This window comes from Maribacter sp. TH_r10 (assembly GCF_033101095.1).
Taxonomy (GTDB): Bacteria; Bacteroidota; Bacteroidia; order Flavobacteriales; family Flavobacteriaceae; genus Maribacter_A; species Maribacter_A luteus.
In genome coordinates, this window is the sequence record NZ_JAWMPY010000003.1 from 140,408 (window position 1) to 156,180 (window position 15,773).

Genomic DNA, 15,773 nt, shown 5'->3' on the forward strand with positions numbered 1-15,773 from the left:
ATTAGGACTATTTGCTCAATCCTTTGGCTTTTAAGAAACGATTTAAGTTCTCTTGGTCCATTGCATCGCTATCCCCATATTTTGAGCGCATAACCTTTAATTGGTCATGCATTTCTTTCCTTACCGCGGTATACGCCGGATCGTTGTAGACGTTATGCATTTCGGAAGGGTCTTCTTCCAAATCATACAGCTCCCATTCATCTATATCGTAGTAAAAATGAATCAATTTATACCTATCCGTTCTAACCCCATAGTGGCGTTTTACACGATGTTCCCCAGGAAATTCATAAAACGTGTAGTACAGGGCGTCCCTCCATTCACTGGCATCGCCTTTCACTAATTTCCTTAAAGACTCCCCTTGTATACTTTCTTCAATATCAACCCCCGCATAATCCAAGAACGTTGGGGCAAAATCTATATTCTGAACCAACTCATCAACGACCGTTCCCGGCTTGATCTCTTTAGGGTATTTCATCAAGATAGGCGTTCTAAAAGACTCTTCGTACATAAAACGTTTATCGAACCAACCATGTTCCCCTAAGTAAAATCCTTGATCCGAGGTATACACTACAATCGTATTCTCCTCCAAACCATTTTCCTTTAAATAATCGAGTATTTGTCCAACACCATCATCCACGGACTGGATGGTACGAAGGTAATCTTGCATATATCTATTATACTTCCATAGTGCCAAATCTTTCCCCTGTGGGTTTTCGGCTTTGAATTCTTTAATGATAGGGTCGTAATAAGCGTCCCAAGCTGCTTTTTGCTCCTCGGTCATCCTATCATACTGTCTTTGGAACATGCCCCTGTACTTGGTCTTGATTTCTTTTTCCTTATCAAGCATTTTCAGGTCATATACCACATCCATATCTTTATAAACCCCCATTTCTTGCGCTGCGGCAGCTGGCCTACCTTGGTAATCGTCAAAGAAATTAGCTGGCGGGGTAAACGTTTTATCATCAAACAATGTGAAGTATTTTTCTTCCGGCATCCATGTTCTATGGGGTGCTTTTTGATGGTAAAGCAATAGAAAGGGTTTATCTTTTTCCCTTTTATTATCCAACCAATTCAACGCAATATCAGTGGTAACATGGGTTACATATCCCGGATATGTCTTTTGTACCCCGTTTTCTATAAAATCCGGAGCATAATATTGCCCTTGACCGGGAAGCACATTGGAATAATCAAAACCTTGGGGTAAACCGTCCAAATGAATTTTACCGACCAATGCTGTTTGGTAACCGTTTCTTTGCAAGGCTTTAGCGAAATTTTCTTGGTTCCAATCATAGGCCCGCACATTATCTACCTTTCCATTGACAAAACTATGCTTACCCGTGAGCATTGCCGCACGGCTTGGTGCACAAATGGAGTTGTTAACGAACCCATTATTAAAAATAACCCCCTCATTACCTATCCTATCGATATTAGGGGTATTATTCAACCCATGCCCATAAGCACTAATGGCCTGGTAAGCATGGTCATCGCTCATGATAAAAACAATATTCGGTTTTATCGGCTTTTCTTCGGCTACATCATTACAGCTTGCCAAGATCGCCATAAACAAGAATAACACGTAATATTTAAAATCAGGGCTTGAAATATGAAACTTATTAAGTCGTTTTATTATACTCATTCTCAACTTTATTAAAGCTTAACATTTATGATACTCGGAACTATGTCCTTTAACAAGAACAACTACCCTTAAACTTCTTAAGAATTTTCAAAGAAATGAAGTTTGTTCGACCAACAACTGATTTGAAAAGATGTTGGGTAGTGGATTCTGATAATGGCTCGGTATTTTATCCCATTAATTCAAATGGCTAAAAAATGATTGAAATTTCTTTATTTAGGCTAAGTTAAAAAGGGAGGATTAACCTCCCTTTATGGAAATCAAAAAAAACTAACAAAAAACTTTCTATTGACCGGTCACTTATCAATATTACCAGCCTGGGTTTTGACTGATATTCGGATTAAGTGACAATTCATCTAAAGGTATCGGTTGTAAATAAGCCTTACTTTCGTCAAAATTATAATCTCCTGTACTTGCAAATGGTAATATATAACCATCAGCGTCCAAACTGGCATCAGCGGCATCCAATGTGGTGTTTACAATACCATCTTCCAGGTAAGCACCCCTAGGTTGATCACCATCGAACAAGCTATGGGCCCTCCATCTATATAAATCATCAGCTCTGAATCCTTCTGCCATTAACTCCACGGAGCGCTCCCTACGTACCTCATACAAGATATCGGTTAATGTATAGCCATAATTTGGCCATTCGAGATCAGTTGTAATAGCGCCCAAAGTCATATGTGGCATACCTACCCTATCTCTTAATAAATTAATGGATCTGTCCAAATCGGATTGTGTTATTGTACCTAATTCAGCTTTTGCTTCAGCAAAGATCAATAAAGCCTCAGCATATCTGAAGATGATCCTGGACGTATCTTCAGTGAAATCGCCGTAATCAGCATTATATTGAGCATTTCTGTATTTTTCAGATTCATAACCGGTTAATCCAGTGTTCGTTGAACTGAAATCGGGATACGACCAATAATTTTCAATACCATCAGCATCTATTTCAACCAAATCACCAGGAACCATTATCGTAGCGGCCAATCTGGGGTCTCTATTGATTTCAATAGTTGATAAATCTTTGTTGCCCATATAATTTGTACTAACAGAAATTGGATCCCCATCTGTACATAAATAGCTATCTACCGCAAATAAAGTATAACCACATCTGTTGGGCCATTGTTGTTGTATAACGTTGGCAATATTCAATGTAATGGAGTTATAATCCCTCCATAACATTACCTCGCTATTACCACTATAACCCACTTGATTAAATAACGTTTGGTAATCACTATATAAAGAGAATACACCACCGTTCATTACATCTTCGGCTGCTTCGGCAGCAATTTGCAAGAAAGCGGTACCATCAGAACCATCAACACCAAAATCGGTTCCTCTATGATACCTTTCCCAAGTACCTTCATACAAGGCAACCCTCGCTTTAAACAATTGGGCGACTTCTTTACTTATTCTCGGGTGACCGGAAATATCGGGGAAAGACTGTAATAATGAAATAGCCGTATCTAGATCTGAAATCATAAAATCTACAACTTCATTTCTTGAATCCCTTGCAGCATAGATATAATCTTCATCGGTATTATCGAAATATTCTGGAAAAATAGGTAAATCACCATATTTTTTCAATAATTCAAAATAGTAATAGGCCCTAAAAAAATAAGCCTCACCTGTATATTGCCCAATTAGGGTTTCATCACCTTCAGCCTGGTCAACATGGTCCAATAGCCAGTTAGCTTCCCTTACTTCGTCCCAACTCCAAACAGAACCCGAGGCGGAAGTAGGAACTTCATAACTCAATCCACTTAACCTATTACTTGGTTCCTGCGCAGTTCCCATATCGGAATACATATCCGGAAGAATATTGAATCCAATTGAAAGGGCCGACCAACCTGGTAAGTCATTGTAAAAGCCATTTACGCCAGCTTGCAAATCTGAAGGAGTACTATAAAAAGTAACTTCAGAAACTGAATCTAAGGGTGTTCTATCCAAATAATCTTCACATGAAGTTGAAAATAGAATAGTACCTAGAATAAGTATTTTATATATATTTTTCATGATTATTTAATTTTTAGTTAGAATGATAGATTTACCCCTAAAGAAAGTATTCTTGATAACGGATAGGATTGCGCACTACCGGTTAGACCTGATGTATTCGTTTCAGGATCAAAGAACATTAAATCGGTAAAGGTGAATAGGTTTTCCCCTGTAGCATAAATCCTCAATTTGTCTACATGGAACCTACTCGTAACATCATTCGGAAGGGTAAAACCAATTTGAAGGCTTTTTAGCCTAGTATAGGCTGCATTTTGCAATAACCTATCGGTATTATAACTGTAATTCTTGTTATTTCTACCACCACCGTTCAGATAAGGTGTTGGGAAATAACCATCTGTGTTCGGACCCAATGGACTTGTGGTGTCCTCAGGTCTAAAATAATCCAAGTGACCTTCCCAAACAAAAGCGTGGAACGGACCATTAGCCGGACCTCTAAAACGTTGTTGGCTTCCAAAAGCCAAATCACGCTTACCAACACCTTGAATCAATGCATTAAAATCCCAATTTTTATAATTCATACCAAGGTTTACCGAATATTGGTATCGTGGTGTGGAATTACCGATTACGCCAAAATCACCTGTATCACCATAAACATATTCCCCTCTATCGATTACATTATCCCCGTTTACATCTTTGTATTCGATATCTCCGGCAACACGTGCCCAACCGGTAATAAATGAATAATCAATATTTGAAGTCACCTCTGTTGCGGCTTCGTCCGTTAAGAATAGACCTTCTGTCTGGAAGCCCCATATATCTCCTAAATCCTGACCTGCAAAATAGTTTGTCAAGGCTTTGGTGTCATTAGGGTATTCTACAATAGACCTTTTGTAATCACTTAAAACGGCCCTTACACTATAGCCAAAATCCCCTAATTTTTGTCTCCAGGTGGTTTCAACTTCCCATCCTTGTACCCTGGATGTTCCTATATTGGTCAAAGGGGCATTGGTACCTAATTGGGCGGGTAAATCAGCTCCCTGGGCAGCCATACCTTCTATGTCGGTTCGGTACCAAGAAAAACCTAAATCAAGTTTACTGTTAAAAGCACTTAAATCAAATCCAATATCCGTTGTTTTAACTTTTTCCCAAGTTAAATTCTCACTAGAAATATCTGGTGTTTGTGAAAAAGTCAATCGTTCCCCATCAAACAAATAAGAGGTTCCTCCCGTATTCAACTCTATGGTTGAAAGGTATAGGTAATTATCAACATTTTGGTTTCCAAGCGTACCATATGAACCCCTTAGTTTAAAAGTGTTAATGGCATCAATAGGCCAAAATTCCTCTTTAGCTATATTATATCCTGCGGAGAAACTTGGGAACCCTGCCCATCGGTTATCCGGTTCAAATCTTGAAGAACCATCCCTACGGTAACTGAATTCAAACAGGTATTTTTCTTTGTAATTATATCTAAACCTACTAAAAAGACCTACTGTTGACCAATGTGATATGGCCTCGGTAACTGTTTGATCATCATCCAATGATGCGTTAAGCGAAATGATGTTATTACTGATCAAGTAATCAGATGAGGCACCAAGTGCATAATAATTATTGACCTCACTTTGAAAACCGACCGTAGCATGAAGATTATGGTCCTTTATCGATTTATCATAGGTAGCAAAAATATTAGGGGAAAAATACTCATTGATAGATACAATGGGACTGTATGAAGTCGATGCTTGTGAAACCTTGTCAACTAGTCCGTTGGGTACAACGGTTTGACTGGCCAAGATGCTTATCTCTTGGAAATTATTGTCCCTTTTATAATTAAAATTGGCATTTATCTTAAGTCCATCGAAAGGCTCGATAATAATTCTTGGTGAAAGAACAATTTGATTGTTTTCCGTTTTAACCCTTTGGTCATCCCAAAACGGGTAGTAGGTATGTTGTAATAATTCCAGGCCATAAATTGGGTCATACTGTGGTAAGGTTGGCTTTATTTTCGTAATCAAATCCAACACCCTTGATTTGTTCCAAAATGTAGTGTTACTGTTAGCTTCCGTTGGGAAATCTGTGTAGCTTTTCCTGTATTTACTTAACAATTCCAAGGTTAACCAATCATTTACTTTGCTGGAAATCTTGGCATCTAAATTATACCTTTGATAAGATTCATCCCCAACCTTGAGCAACCCTTCTTCATCATAAAGACCAGCGGATAAATAAAAATTCATTTTTTCATTTCCGCCAGTAATATTTACGCTATGTTTTACTCTTTGCGCCCATTTTTTCATGATGATATCATCCCAATCAGTAGCAGCTGTACCTTCGATACCAATTGTTCCATAATCCCAGCCATTTCCTGAAGCGTTGGAGACAATTGTCGGTGCACTACCTGGATTTTCCATATTGGCCATGATATTTGCTAAATCCGTTTCATCATAATAAGCCCCTTGATTATTATTTGTTCGGGCATCGTTGATGGTATATGCAAAGTTTATGGGACTGGCACTTTCAGGCCAAATAGAAGGTTGGGTAATGGAATAGCTACTATTGTAATTTACTTTAATCTGCCCTTGCGAATTTTGACCACTTCTAGTGGTTACGATTACCGCACCGGCTGCGGCTTGAGAACCATAAATAGAAGCTGCCGCAGCATCTTTAAGAATGGAAACCGATTCAATATCCTCAGGATCAATATCATTTAGGCTCATTTCTATACCATCGATAAGTACCAATGGCTCAGCATCGCCGATATCTCCCGTGCCGCCACTTGTGACGAAACCACGAATATTTATATCTGAAGAAGCACCTGGCTCACCACCTGAAGAAGAGTTGGATATTACAAGACCGGGGGTCGTACCTTGTAACGATCTAAAAGCATTTGCGGTAGGTCTATTTTCAAAAACCTCTGAACCAACTTGTGATACTGCTGCTGTTAAGTTTATTTTTTTCTGCGTACCATAACCAACAACTACAACTTCTTCCAAAGCTGCTGCGTTTTCTTTCAATACTATTTGCAGATCCGTTTTACCTGCAACAACGATCTCTTTTGTAGTATACCCAAGATAAGATACTTGTAAAACAGCGGCATCATTTACAACCTGTATGATGAATTTACCGTCAAAATCTGCGATTACTCCATTTTTAGTACCTTTTTCGACTATAGTCGCCCCTGCTAACAGGTTGCCATTTTCATCCATGACAACACCTGAAACTTGAAGCTTTTGATCGCTTTGTTCTTTGATCACAGGTGCCGGTTTTGGTTTCGGTGGCTTCTTTGTAGAGGTCTTCAGGACTATATGCCTATCAACGATCGTATACTCAAGATTACTGTTAGAGAAAATTTGATTTAAGATAAATTCAATTTTCTTATTTTCTACCTTTAAAGTGATTTCATTATCATTTTTCAAATCACTTTTGCGGTAAAAAAAGCTAAATTCCGAAATAGATTCGATTTCATGGATAATCTCCAAAAATGAGGCTTTCTCTACATTTAATGAAAGTTTCTTTTTTTGGGCATACCCCATGTTTGCCTGAAGCTGAAAAAGGGCAGTGAATAAAAAGAGTAATGAAAGCTTCATTTTTAAATTAAGTTTTGGAAAGATATACGTATTCGTACATCTTTCCCTAGAGTTCTCTAGTTTTTTCATAATTTTGGAATGGTTTTAGTTAGTTACTACTGGAATCATTAATACGCCGGAAAGTGCTGCAACACTTTTCGGTTTTTTTTGTGACCTTTTTTATGTCATACGTTAAATATTTATTTCATTTATTATTGGTAACCTAGAATTCAATTTTATTTAAACACTAGGTTTTATATTCACAATTATAATTTTACCATCCTCTTTATAAAATTCGAATGGTGTATGTTCTTGGCAGACTTCCAAAATCTTTTCCAAAGATTCATTTTCAAACGTGCCCGTGAATTTTTTCAAACCCAGCTCTTGGTATTCATTTTCAATCTCGACATTAAAATGGCGTTCTAATTCTTTCAACATCAAATCAAAACTATCATCAACGAACAATAATTTATTATCCTTCCAAGCTATATACTTATTTATATTGGCCTTTTCTACCAATATCGCCTCTTCATTATATATTGCTCGCTGTCCCGGTTTTATCTTAATGGGCTTACCGGCTTCCCCGTTATTTGATTTGTATACACTTACACTACCCTCGACCAATACCGTAGAGGTATTGTTTTCATCCTTGTAACTGGACATATTGAATTCTGTGCCATACACTCGAGTATTCATATCGTCAGTAATAACCGTAAAAGGGCGGGACTCATCTTTTTCAACCGAAAAATAGGCCTCCCCATCTAAATAAACATTCCGCGGTGCATCCTTCAAAAAATTGATTGGATAGCGTAATTTTGTACCTGAATTTAAGTAAACCTCAGAACCATCAGATAATACGATTCCGAACTTCTTTCCATAGGGTACGGTAAGTACATTGTATTCCAAAGACCCTGATTCTTTATTTGCCTTATCATACTGCAACTTGTTTTTTTCTTGACTCACCACTTTCTTTCCCGAAGCGTCAGTAACAACCTTTGAAGAGGTCTCATCCAAGACAGCTACCGTGCCATCTTCGAGCTCAAGTGTTATTTGCGGTTGTACCACGACTGATTCAACAGGTGCCGCATCAAAAACACCTTGTGTATAGCTCACTATTCCTAAAGCAACCAACCCTACAAAAACAGCGGCCACCTTTAAGAAAACCCTGGATTTTGATTTTTGTGTTAACTGTATTTCTTTTTGTATATCATTTCTTTTTTCGATAATATGTCTCCACATACCATCAAAATCTTTTTCAGAAAGCTTATCATTGTCAAAATCCATCAACAATACCAACCTTCTTGCTTTTTCAACCAATTCCCTTTTATTCGGATGGTCAGCCAACCAATTCTCCCAAAAACCATTGGTCATGGCATCACTGTCCAGCACCCATTTCTGGAAGTATTCATCCTTCACAAAATCTTCCAAAATGTAATTGACATATTTCATTATTACCCAGAAAAAAATTGATAATCGTTATTATTTTATAACAAGAGGGGAAAAAAGTATTATTACTTAAAAAAATTTAATTTTTTTTAACAATACATCTAAAATAATTAGTTTTTGGCTATTAATACCTTTATAAATAACCGAGGACAAAATATAGGAAGGTGTTCTTGCTTTAAGAAAAAAATGAAGCTTGTATAGGGGATATTTTACTTGGAAAATAGATTTAATTGGTTTTTAAGAAGCTTTAGGGTATGCGCCATTAAATTGTAAATCCCTTTTTTATCAAGTGCCATGATTTCAGATATTTCATCATAACTTAAGCGACAATAATACTTTAAATGAATTATTTCCCTTTGCTTACCACTTAACTTTTGTAACTCCTTTGACAATGCTGCCCTTTCATTATCAAACCGTTGTTTTTCTATAAGGCTTTTTTCTATTGACGCCGTTGTTTCAGTGACTTTCTCCAATTCAGTGGAACAATTGGTTTTTCTTTTTTTGGAAACTTGTGAAAGTAACTTTCTTCGTATAGATTTATATAGGTATGATTTTATAGATCTGACCAGACCTAACTTGTGTTTAGTATCCCATAATTCTATAAAAAGATCCTGAATACAATCTTTTACCAATTCATGGTCCCTAACAAGTTTCAATCCATAACTATACAATTTTTCAACATGCAGTTCATATATAGTTGAAAAAGCAAGCTCACTACCTGCTTGAAATTCTTGCCATAATTGTATATCGGAAACTTCGCCTCTTTTTTCTAAGGGCCTAGATTCAAATACGGTATTAACCTTATCTTCAATATCATTCGTCTTATGCAGGTGACTATTCGAAGGCAAAACAAAAAGGTTTATATGGTTGGTTTACGATCTAAAGATACATAAATATTATTTTAACCCTTTTACTAATTGAGAAATCGAAAAAAATCAAGAAAAAAATTATTTAAACAACAATGGTGCTATATCCCTTAAATCTTGTCGCCAAACTTTCCAGGTATGCCCACCAGGTCTTTCACTGTAATTGAATTTTATTCCAGCTTCCTTAAAGATCTTCATGGTCTCCATTCCGTTTTTATAAGCGATATCTTCAGGACCACCTTGGGTAAAATACATTAGCTTAACAGATGTATTGAAATCTTTTGCTATTTTATTCATTTGATCAATTCGTTGCTTTTTGTCGTCCATCCAACCTTTACCGCGTTTCGCCTCCCAATCCTTACTTATCCACCAACCTGAACTTAATGCAACTATATATTCAAACATATCGTGATGGTCTACCGCTACTTCCAAAGTTTCCAATCCGCCAAAAGACAAGCCCATAATAGCCCTATGTTTTGCATTGGTATGAACATTATATGCCGATTCGATAAATGGAATAATACCGGTCATTAAATCCTCTTTAAAAATCGGGACTTTATTCAACATTGTTTCTGTTTCTTGATCAATAGAACCGTTAGGCATTACCACAAGCATTGGCTCAATTTTGCCTTCTGCCAACAAATTATCTAAAATATTACCTGCGCAGCCGACCGTTGCCCAAGCATTATCTACATCGCCACCTCCGTGAATCAGGTATAAAACAGGTAATTTATTTTTTAATTTTTCGTAACCTGCTGGAGTCCACACATGCATTCGACGGGTTTTCCCTATGGTTTCGGAAAAATAATATCTTTGTGATATCGCTCCATGAGGAATATCATCCTTCATGGCAAAAAACTCTTTTCCCGAAGTCATCATAAAAACAGGAACAGTTTCTTTGTTGGATGGATTCTTTGATTCAAAAACAGGTACACCATCTACCATGAAACGATAGCGATAAGCACCAGGCTCAACATTAAACCAAAAGCCCTCCCAAACGCCGTTGTCCCTTTTTTCTAAATTGATCTTATCCCATTTATCATCACTTTTTAGGGTAACATGATGTGCGTTAGGCGCATATATACGAAATGCAACCTTTTTATCAGAAAGAACTTCAGGTGAAACCATAGTCTTGGAATCGAGTTTTGGCGACGAAACAGTATCACCTTCTAATTCAATCATTTTTTCGGCATATCTTTTTCCCAATTCGCGAACTCCGGCCGAATTAAAATGTACATTATCTTCCCTTACCCCACAGCCTTTGGATGAGACAACATAAGCCGTAGAAATGGCTTCCGGCAATTTGTCGATAATAGTATTCATACTGGCACATTTGCCATTTTGTTCGGCATGTGCCACTTCTCCCGCCAAAAGGGGTACATCTTCCGCATTCAAAGAAAGATCGGCCAATATATTTTCATAAACCTTTTTTACATACAATGGCCATTCCCCGTTGCCTTCATTCGTTTCGCCTTGATGCAAAATAATTCCTTTGACCACACCATCTTTCTGGGCCAGCTTCGCAAGTTCAATTAGGCGTTGGTAAGGATTGCCTCCGTAGGCTTTTATCTTATCTGTAAACCAATCACCATACATCTCATCATAATCCATGTAAAGATCTTTATCGAACAATCGTATATCACACCCGCCTATGGCAACACTAACAACCCCTACTTTAATATTTTTCTGAAGTTTATCTATCATGGTCCTTCCAAAATAATCAGCTGGTGATAGCCCTACCCCACATTGACTCAAGGGTGGTTCCGCTGCATACCATTTCCCTTTTATTTTTCCTAAGTCGGGACAATTCATAGACGACATCATCTTAAACCGACTATCAACAGTTTTATCCTGTTCTTCTATAGTTGCCGAGCCCTCCATATTTGATTGCCCAAAACAAAGATAAATATGAAAATCAGGGTCTTGGGAAAAAAGGGTTGTACTTAAGAACATAACTCCTAACGTAAATAAAAACCTTAAACAAAATCTTAAATTCTTCATGGTTCTTTTTTTTATTATCGAATCTTCATCTATACTACCAGATCAGCAAAAAAATATCCCTAAATAAATATTAAGTACATTGTAAAACAGGCAACCACCAATAGTAATGACAATACCCTGTAATTTTTAAACCATGGCACTCCTTTTAATTCTTCTGTCTCTTCTTTCCATATTTTCACCGTCCATGTATTTTGAGCAACTTTTTCGGCATCTGGTTCTTCTGTCATAAAGCTGACCACAATGTTCACCAACATACTAAATAACATTACCACAGGTGCAATAAGTAGAAAATGATACGGAATGGTGATGTCCAGAACATACTTTGACACCATTAATGCAATTGCTACCAAAATACCTGAAATAAGTCCCCAAAGTGCTCCGTTTCCGTTTGAACGTCTCCAGAACAAGCCTAAAAAGAAGGTACCTACTATTGGTGGTGCCAAATAAGAAACAACTTCTTGATAATAAGATACCAAAGAATCGAAACTTGCAATGAAAGGCGCCCAGATAACAGCAAAAACCAAAACAACAAGAGAGGTGATCCTACCAACCCTAACTTGCTCCTTACTATCGGCATTTTTATCAATCCTTGAATAAAAATCCATAGTAAACAATGTTGAGACCGAGCTAAGTGTGGCACTTAGAGTAGATGTCAGCGCAGAAATCATGGCAGCTAAAATCAAACCAATTAATCCTACGGGCAAAAGTTTCACGATCAATCTTGGGTATACTTCATCTGTATTGATGCCATACTGGGATTTTAAAGTACTCCCATCAATTAATTCGGTCGGAAGGTTTTCTACCCCGAATAAATCAATGCCACGACCTATTAGTCCCGGAAGAATGAAAATAAAGAGCGTGAACAAGTAAAGAAACCCAACGAACAATACCCCTTTACGACCATGGTCAATGGACTTGGCCGATAAGACCCGTTGTACCATCACTTGGTTATTGGCCCAAAAATAAAAGCCGAGAATCGGAATACCGACCCACATTCCCAACCATGGTACCGTTGGGTCATTCATTGATCGGGTGAGTTTCAACCATACTCCTTCCCCAAAACGATTGTACAGCTCATCCCATCCTCCAATTTCATTTAGGGCATAGAAATAAAGTATCCCGGAACCGATGATAAGTATTGTTGCCTGTATCATATCGGCGTTGATAGCGGATGACAATCCTCCAATAATGGTATAACTACCTGCTACAATTGCCATAATCAAAATAATCCAAAACAGATCGACTTCAGGGAAAATCAATTTTATTATCAGTGCCCCTGTGTATAAAGTTGCTGCGGCATCCAAAAAAACGTTCCCAAAAATAGTTATGAACGAAAAATAATATCTAGAGCGTTTGTCAAAACGTTTTTCTAAAAATTCAGGCATAGTAAAAATGCCCGATTTAATGTAAAATGGCAGAAAGAACAATGCAAAAAAGACCATTACCAATACCGATATCCAGTTGTAATTAAAAACCGCGATTCCCGTAATGAAACCTTCCCCTGAATGCCCCATCAAAGTGGAACTGGATACACTGGCCGCAAATAAGGACAAACCCACTACCGGCCATGTCATGTTTCTACCTGCAAGAAAATATGAGGTTGAATCTGAACTTTTTCCATTTCTCAAAGCCCACCATACAATCCCAACAATAAAAAGTACGAGAATGGTAATATCTATTATGCTAATGCTCATTTATTTAATATTTTAATGTTGTGAGCAATACGAATGCGTTTGCCGGCACGTTCAATTCTTTAATTTCCACAGGATTTATGTCGGTTGATATAGGCACAGGGAACCCTTCTGCATCAACCAAACTCTTACCTTCCTCATAAATAAATTTCTGCATGTTCTTTTCCGTAGGAACCGCAAGTGAAATCGTATTTGGAACATTTGAATTATTAACAACTGCAACCGTTACCCCATCATTGAAAACCGCTGCTGTTAAACGTAATCCTTCAACACCTGTACTATCTGTTTTTACTATGGTACTCCCAACTGGATAATAACGACACATCAAAGACCAAGGAAAAAACCAAGGACGAATTTTTTCATCGTTGGGATCATTGCAGATCTCTTTTCCAAGACTGTTCCACATACCCCATCTTTTCAATTCGTTTTTGTTCCCCAGATCCCCTAAAGTATGCATAGCATCGTCTAACGCCCATGCCGCAGCTCCTGAAAAACCTGCATTCATACTTTGGATAATGGCATCGGCCATATAAATCCCATAACTATGGTCATAGACTTCCATTTGACTATCTTCACTGGCAAATGGATCTGCTTTTACCCTGTCTTGGTTGCGTTGACCATTTCTGGTCATACCCAATTCCCCAAAGATTATTTGCTTGTTCATTTCAACGGCAATATCGGCAGCTTTTTGATGAAATTCCCTAAAACCACCACTTTTTACCAATTCATGATCCGTATAGTCATGTATCTCATAAATCCCGATAATACTATCAATCTGTTTTGCGGATTCTTCTACCCAACCCAATCCCGGATATGTTGATCTTGGATTATCATATCGTGTTACCGCATCTGGCCCTGCTATCGATATCTTCTTGTCCAATCCCTTATCTCTCAAGGTCTTCACCAGTAATTTTACACCATCGCGCCATTCGTTGAAATCTCCTTTCGTACTTGCCCAATCACCATTGGGCTCATTTACGAAATTATAATACTTAATACAGGAATAACCTTTGGTGTTGATCAGATAATCCAAATAACTTGCAATGGCGTTTATCCATTTAGGGTCTTTGGCTCCACTGAATTTATCCGAATGGCCTTTATCCGTATCGTGCATTTTGAAAGGGGTCCCCCACTCTCCTATCATCACTGTTATACTGTTCTTCTGGGCATAATCCAAAATCTTTTCAACAGCTTTTATTTCTGGGGTATTAAAATCCAGAATGGGATTACCTTCTTTGTCAAAATCGACCAAATATCTCCAATTTGCCTGATCCAACACCCTGAAAAGCTTGGGTTGCATATAGTCCAGTCTCTTATAATTCATTTCCCACTTTTCATCGGTCATAAGCTTACCCCATTCGGCCATTTCGGTATCGGCATGGGGATATGCGGACCATTGCACCCCATTTCCGATAAAATTGTGTGAGATAGATTGCTCTGGATATATATGGATTGTATTATCTGCCTTAGGGGCACATCCAAAATTCAACAAGACGATTGAGGCCAACGCCCACCAAAATACTTTCATGCTAACATTTTTTAAGGTAATCTAAAAGCTCTCTCACATTATATGTTGCCAATCCTATGTATTTATCGGCTCCACCATAATAGACATACAAAGTACCGTCAACTATTACATTTCCGGAAGGAAAAACACAACCATTATAATAACCTTCAATCTCGTAATCAAATTCGGGCTCCATTACAAAATTCTTGGCTCTCGCTATTACTTTGGTTGGATCTTCCAAATCCAATAAAGCGACGCCAACACGATAATGACCTTCACCGCCATTTTCCACTCCATGATAGATTATCAACCATCCTTCTTCGGTTCTCAAGGGTGGAGTAGAACCACCTATTTTTTCTTCCCAAGTACCTAAGCGACCGGCCATCAACAATTTACTTGGTCCTTTCCAAACCAAAAGGTCATCGGAAGACTGAATCCAAATGGCAGCGTTCTCGGTACCATATGCCTCTCCTACCCATTGTTTGGGGCGGTGCAACAACCAATACTTGCCATTTATCATTTCAGGAAAAAGAATTACATCCCTATCATCTAAATTAGCCTGTGTAATACGTCCTAAACGACGCCAATGCCTAAAATCCTTTGTGACGGCCAATCCCGTATTCGCAATATTCCCCTTGATAACCGCTGGTGAATGTTCTCCCGATTCCGGAAGTAGGATAACATCATGTGCAAACTTCCAATACTGGCCAGGGTAATGCGGACGATATGCATAAGTTACATAATACTCATCACCGAACTTCACGATTCTTGGGTCTTCTACCCCTCCCTGATCTGGGCCATCTACACTTGGGCCAAAAACGGGCTCCTTATACATTCTCTTGAAATTGATTCCGTCAGTGCTTTCTGCCAAGCCAAATCTAATGTAATGCTCCTCATCATCCCCAGCAGCCCTATATAACATCGTGAACTTTCCGTTTTCATACCAGACCCCTGGATTACATACTACTAAATCTTCCCATTCATTCTCCGGATTTGGTTTTAAAATTGGATTCGCTTCGTGTTTTTTAAGACGTAAAACATCTGTTCCTATCTTATTTATAGAATTCATTCTGTTCCTGTTTTCCTGATTTATATTGTTTTTCTAATTTTTCT

Annotated in this window: 9 protein-coding genes; all 9 read right to left on the reverse strand. The window is 38.0% G+C overall.

The features are described from left to right. Window positions 1-7: 7 nt before the first annotated feature. Window positions 8-1,636 carry a sulfatase gene (locus tag R3X28_RS09915; RefSeq protein ID WP_317664167.1) on the reverse strand — a complete coding sequence of 543 codons (1,629 nt, stop codon included), beginning with the start codon at window positions 1,634-1,636 and terminating at the stop codon, window positions 8-10. A 306-nt stretch (window positions 1,637-1,942) separates the two neighbouring features. Beyond that, a complete protein-coding gene (locus R3X28_RS09920; protein ID WP_154368126.1) occupies window positions 1,943-3,652 on the reverse strand; it encodes a RagB/SusD family nutrient uptake outer membrane protein in 1,710 nt (569 codons plus the stop codon). A 17-nt stretch (window positions 3,653-3,669) separates the two neighbouring features. Continuing rightward, a complete protein-coding gene (locus R3X28_RS09925; RefSeq protein ID WP_317664168.1) occupies window positions 3,670-7,239 on the reverse strand; it encodes a TonB-dependent receptor in 3,570 nt (1,189 codons plus the stop codon). Between the two features lie 150 nt (window positions 7,240-7,389). Further along, entirely contained in the window at window positions 7,390-8,598 is a 1,209-nt protein-coding gene (locus tag R3X28_RS09930) for a FecR family protein (protein WP_317664169.1), read from the reverse strand. A 206-nt stretch (window positions 8,599-8,804) separates the two neighbouring features. After that, window positions 8,805-9,443: a sigma-70 family RNA polymerase sigma factor gene (locus tag R3X28_RS09935; protein ID WP_317664170.1), complete on the reverse strand. Its 639-nt coding sequence runs from the start codon at window positions 9,441-9,443 to the stop codon at window positions 8,805-8,807. Window positions 9,444-9,542: 99 nt separating this feature from the next. Then, window positions 9,543-11,462, reverse strand: coding sequence for a sialate O-acetylesterase (locus tag R3X28_RS09940; protein ID WP_282056285.1), 1,920 nt, complete (start codon window positions 11,460-11,462; stop codon window positions 9,543-9,545). 59 nt (window positions 11,463-11,521) lie between these two features. Then, window positions 11,522-13,156 (reverse strand): sodium:solute symporter, encoded by a 1,635-nt coding sequence (locus R3X28_RS09945; protein ID WP_317664171.1) that lies wholly within the window; start codon window positions 13,154-13,156, stop codon window positions 11,522-11,524. A gap of 4 nt (window positions 13,157-13,160) precedes the next feature. After that, window positions 13,161-14,681, reverse strand: a complete 1,521-nt coding sequence (locus R3X28_RS09950) for a cellulase family glycosylhydrolase (protein WP_317664172.1) — start codon at window positions 14,679-14,681, stop codon at window positions 13,161-13,163. A 1-nt stretch (window position 14,682) separates the two neighbouring features. Next, window positions 14,683-15,729: a glycosidase gene (locus tag R3X28_RS09955; protein ID WP_317664173.1), complete on the reverse strand. Its 1,047-nt coding sequence runs from the start codon at window positions 15,727-15,729 to the stop codon at window positions 14,683-14,685. Window positions 15,730-15,773 lie beyond the last annotated feature (44 nt).

What these genes read in the sequence shown, in the direction of transcription:
- R3X28_RS09915 (WP_317664167.1), bottom strand. Translation starts at nt 1,636, where the DNA reads ATGAGTATAATAAAACGACTTAATAAGTTTCATATTTCAAGCCCTGAT.
- R3X28_RS09920 (WP_154368126.1), bottom strand. Translation starts at nt 3,652, where the DNA reads ATGAAAAATATATATAAAATACTTATTCTAGGTACTATTCTATTTTCA.
- R3X28_RS09925 (WP_317664168.1), bottom strand. Translation starts at nt 7,239, where the DNA reads ATGAAAAAACTAGAGAACTCTAGGGAAAGATGTACGAATACGTATATC.
- R3X28_RS09930 (WP_317664169.1), bottom strand. Translation starts at nt 8,598, where the DNA reads ATGAAATATGTCAATTACATTTTGGAAGATTTTGTGAAGGATGAATAC.
- R3X28_RS09940 (WP_282056285.1), bottom strand. Translation starts at nt 11,462, where the DNA reads ATGAAGAATTTAAGATTTTGTTTAAGGTTTTTATTTACGTTAGGAGTT.
- R3X28_RS09945 (WP_317664171.1), bottom strand. Translation starts at nt 13,156, where the DNA reads ATGAGCATTAGCATAATAGATATTACCATTCTCGTACTTTTTATTGTT.
- R3X28_RS09950 (WP_317664172.1), bottom strand. Translation starts at nt 14,681, where the DNA reads ATGAAAGTATTTTGGTGGGCGTTGGCCTCAATCGTCTTGTTGAATTTT.
- R3X28_RS09955 (WP_317664173.1), bottom strand. Translation starts at nt 15,729, where the DNA reads ATGAATTCTATAAATAAGATAGGAACAGATGTTTTACGTCTTAAAAAA.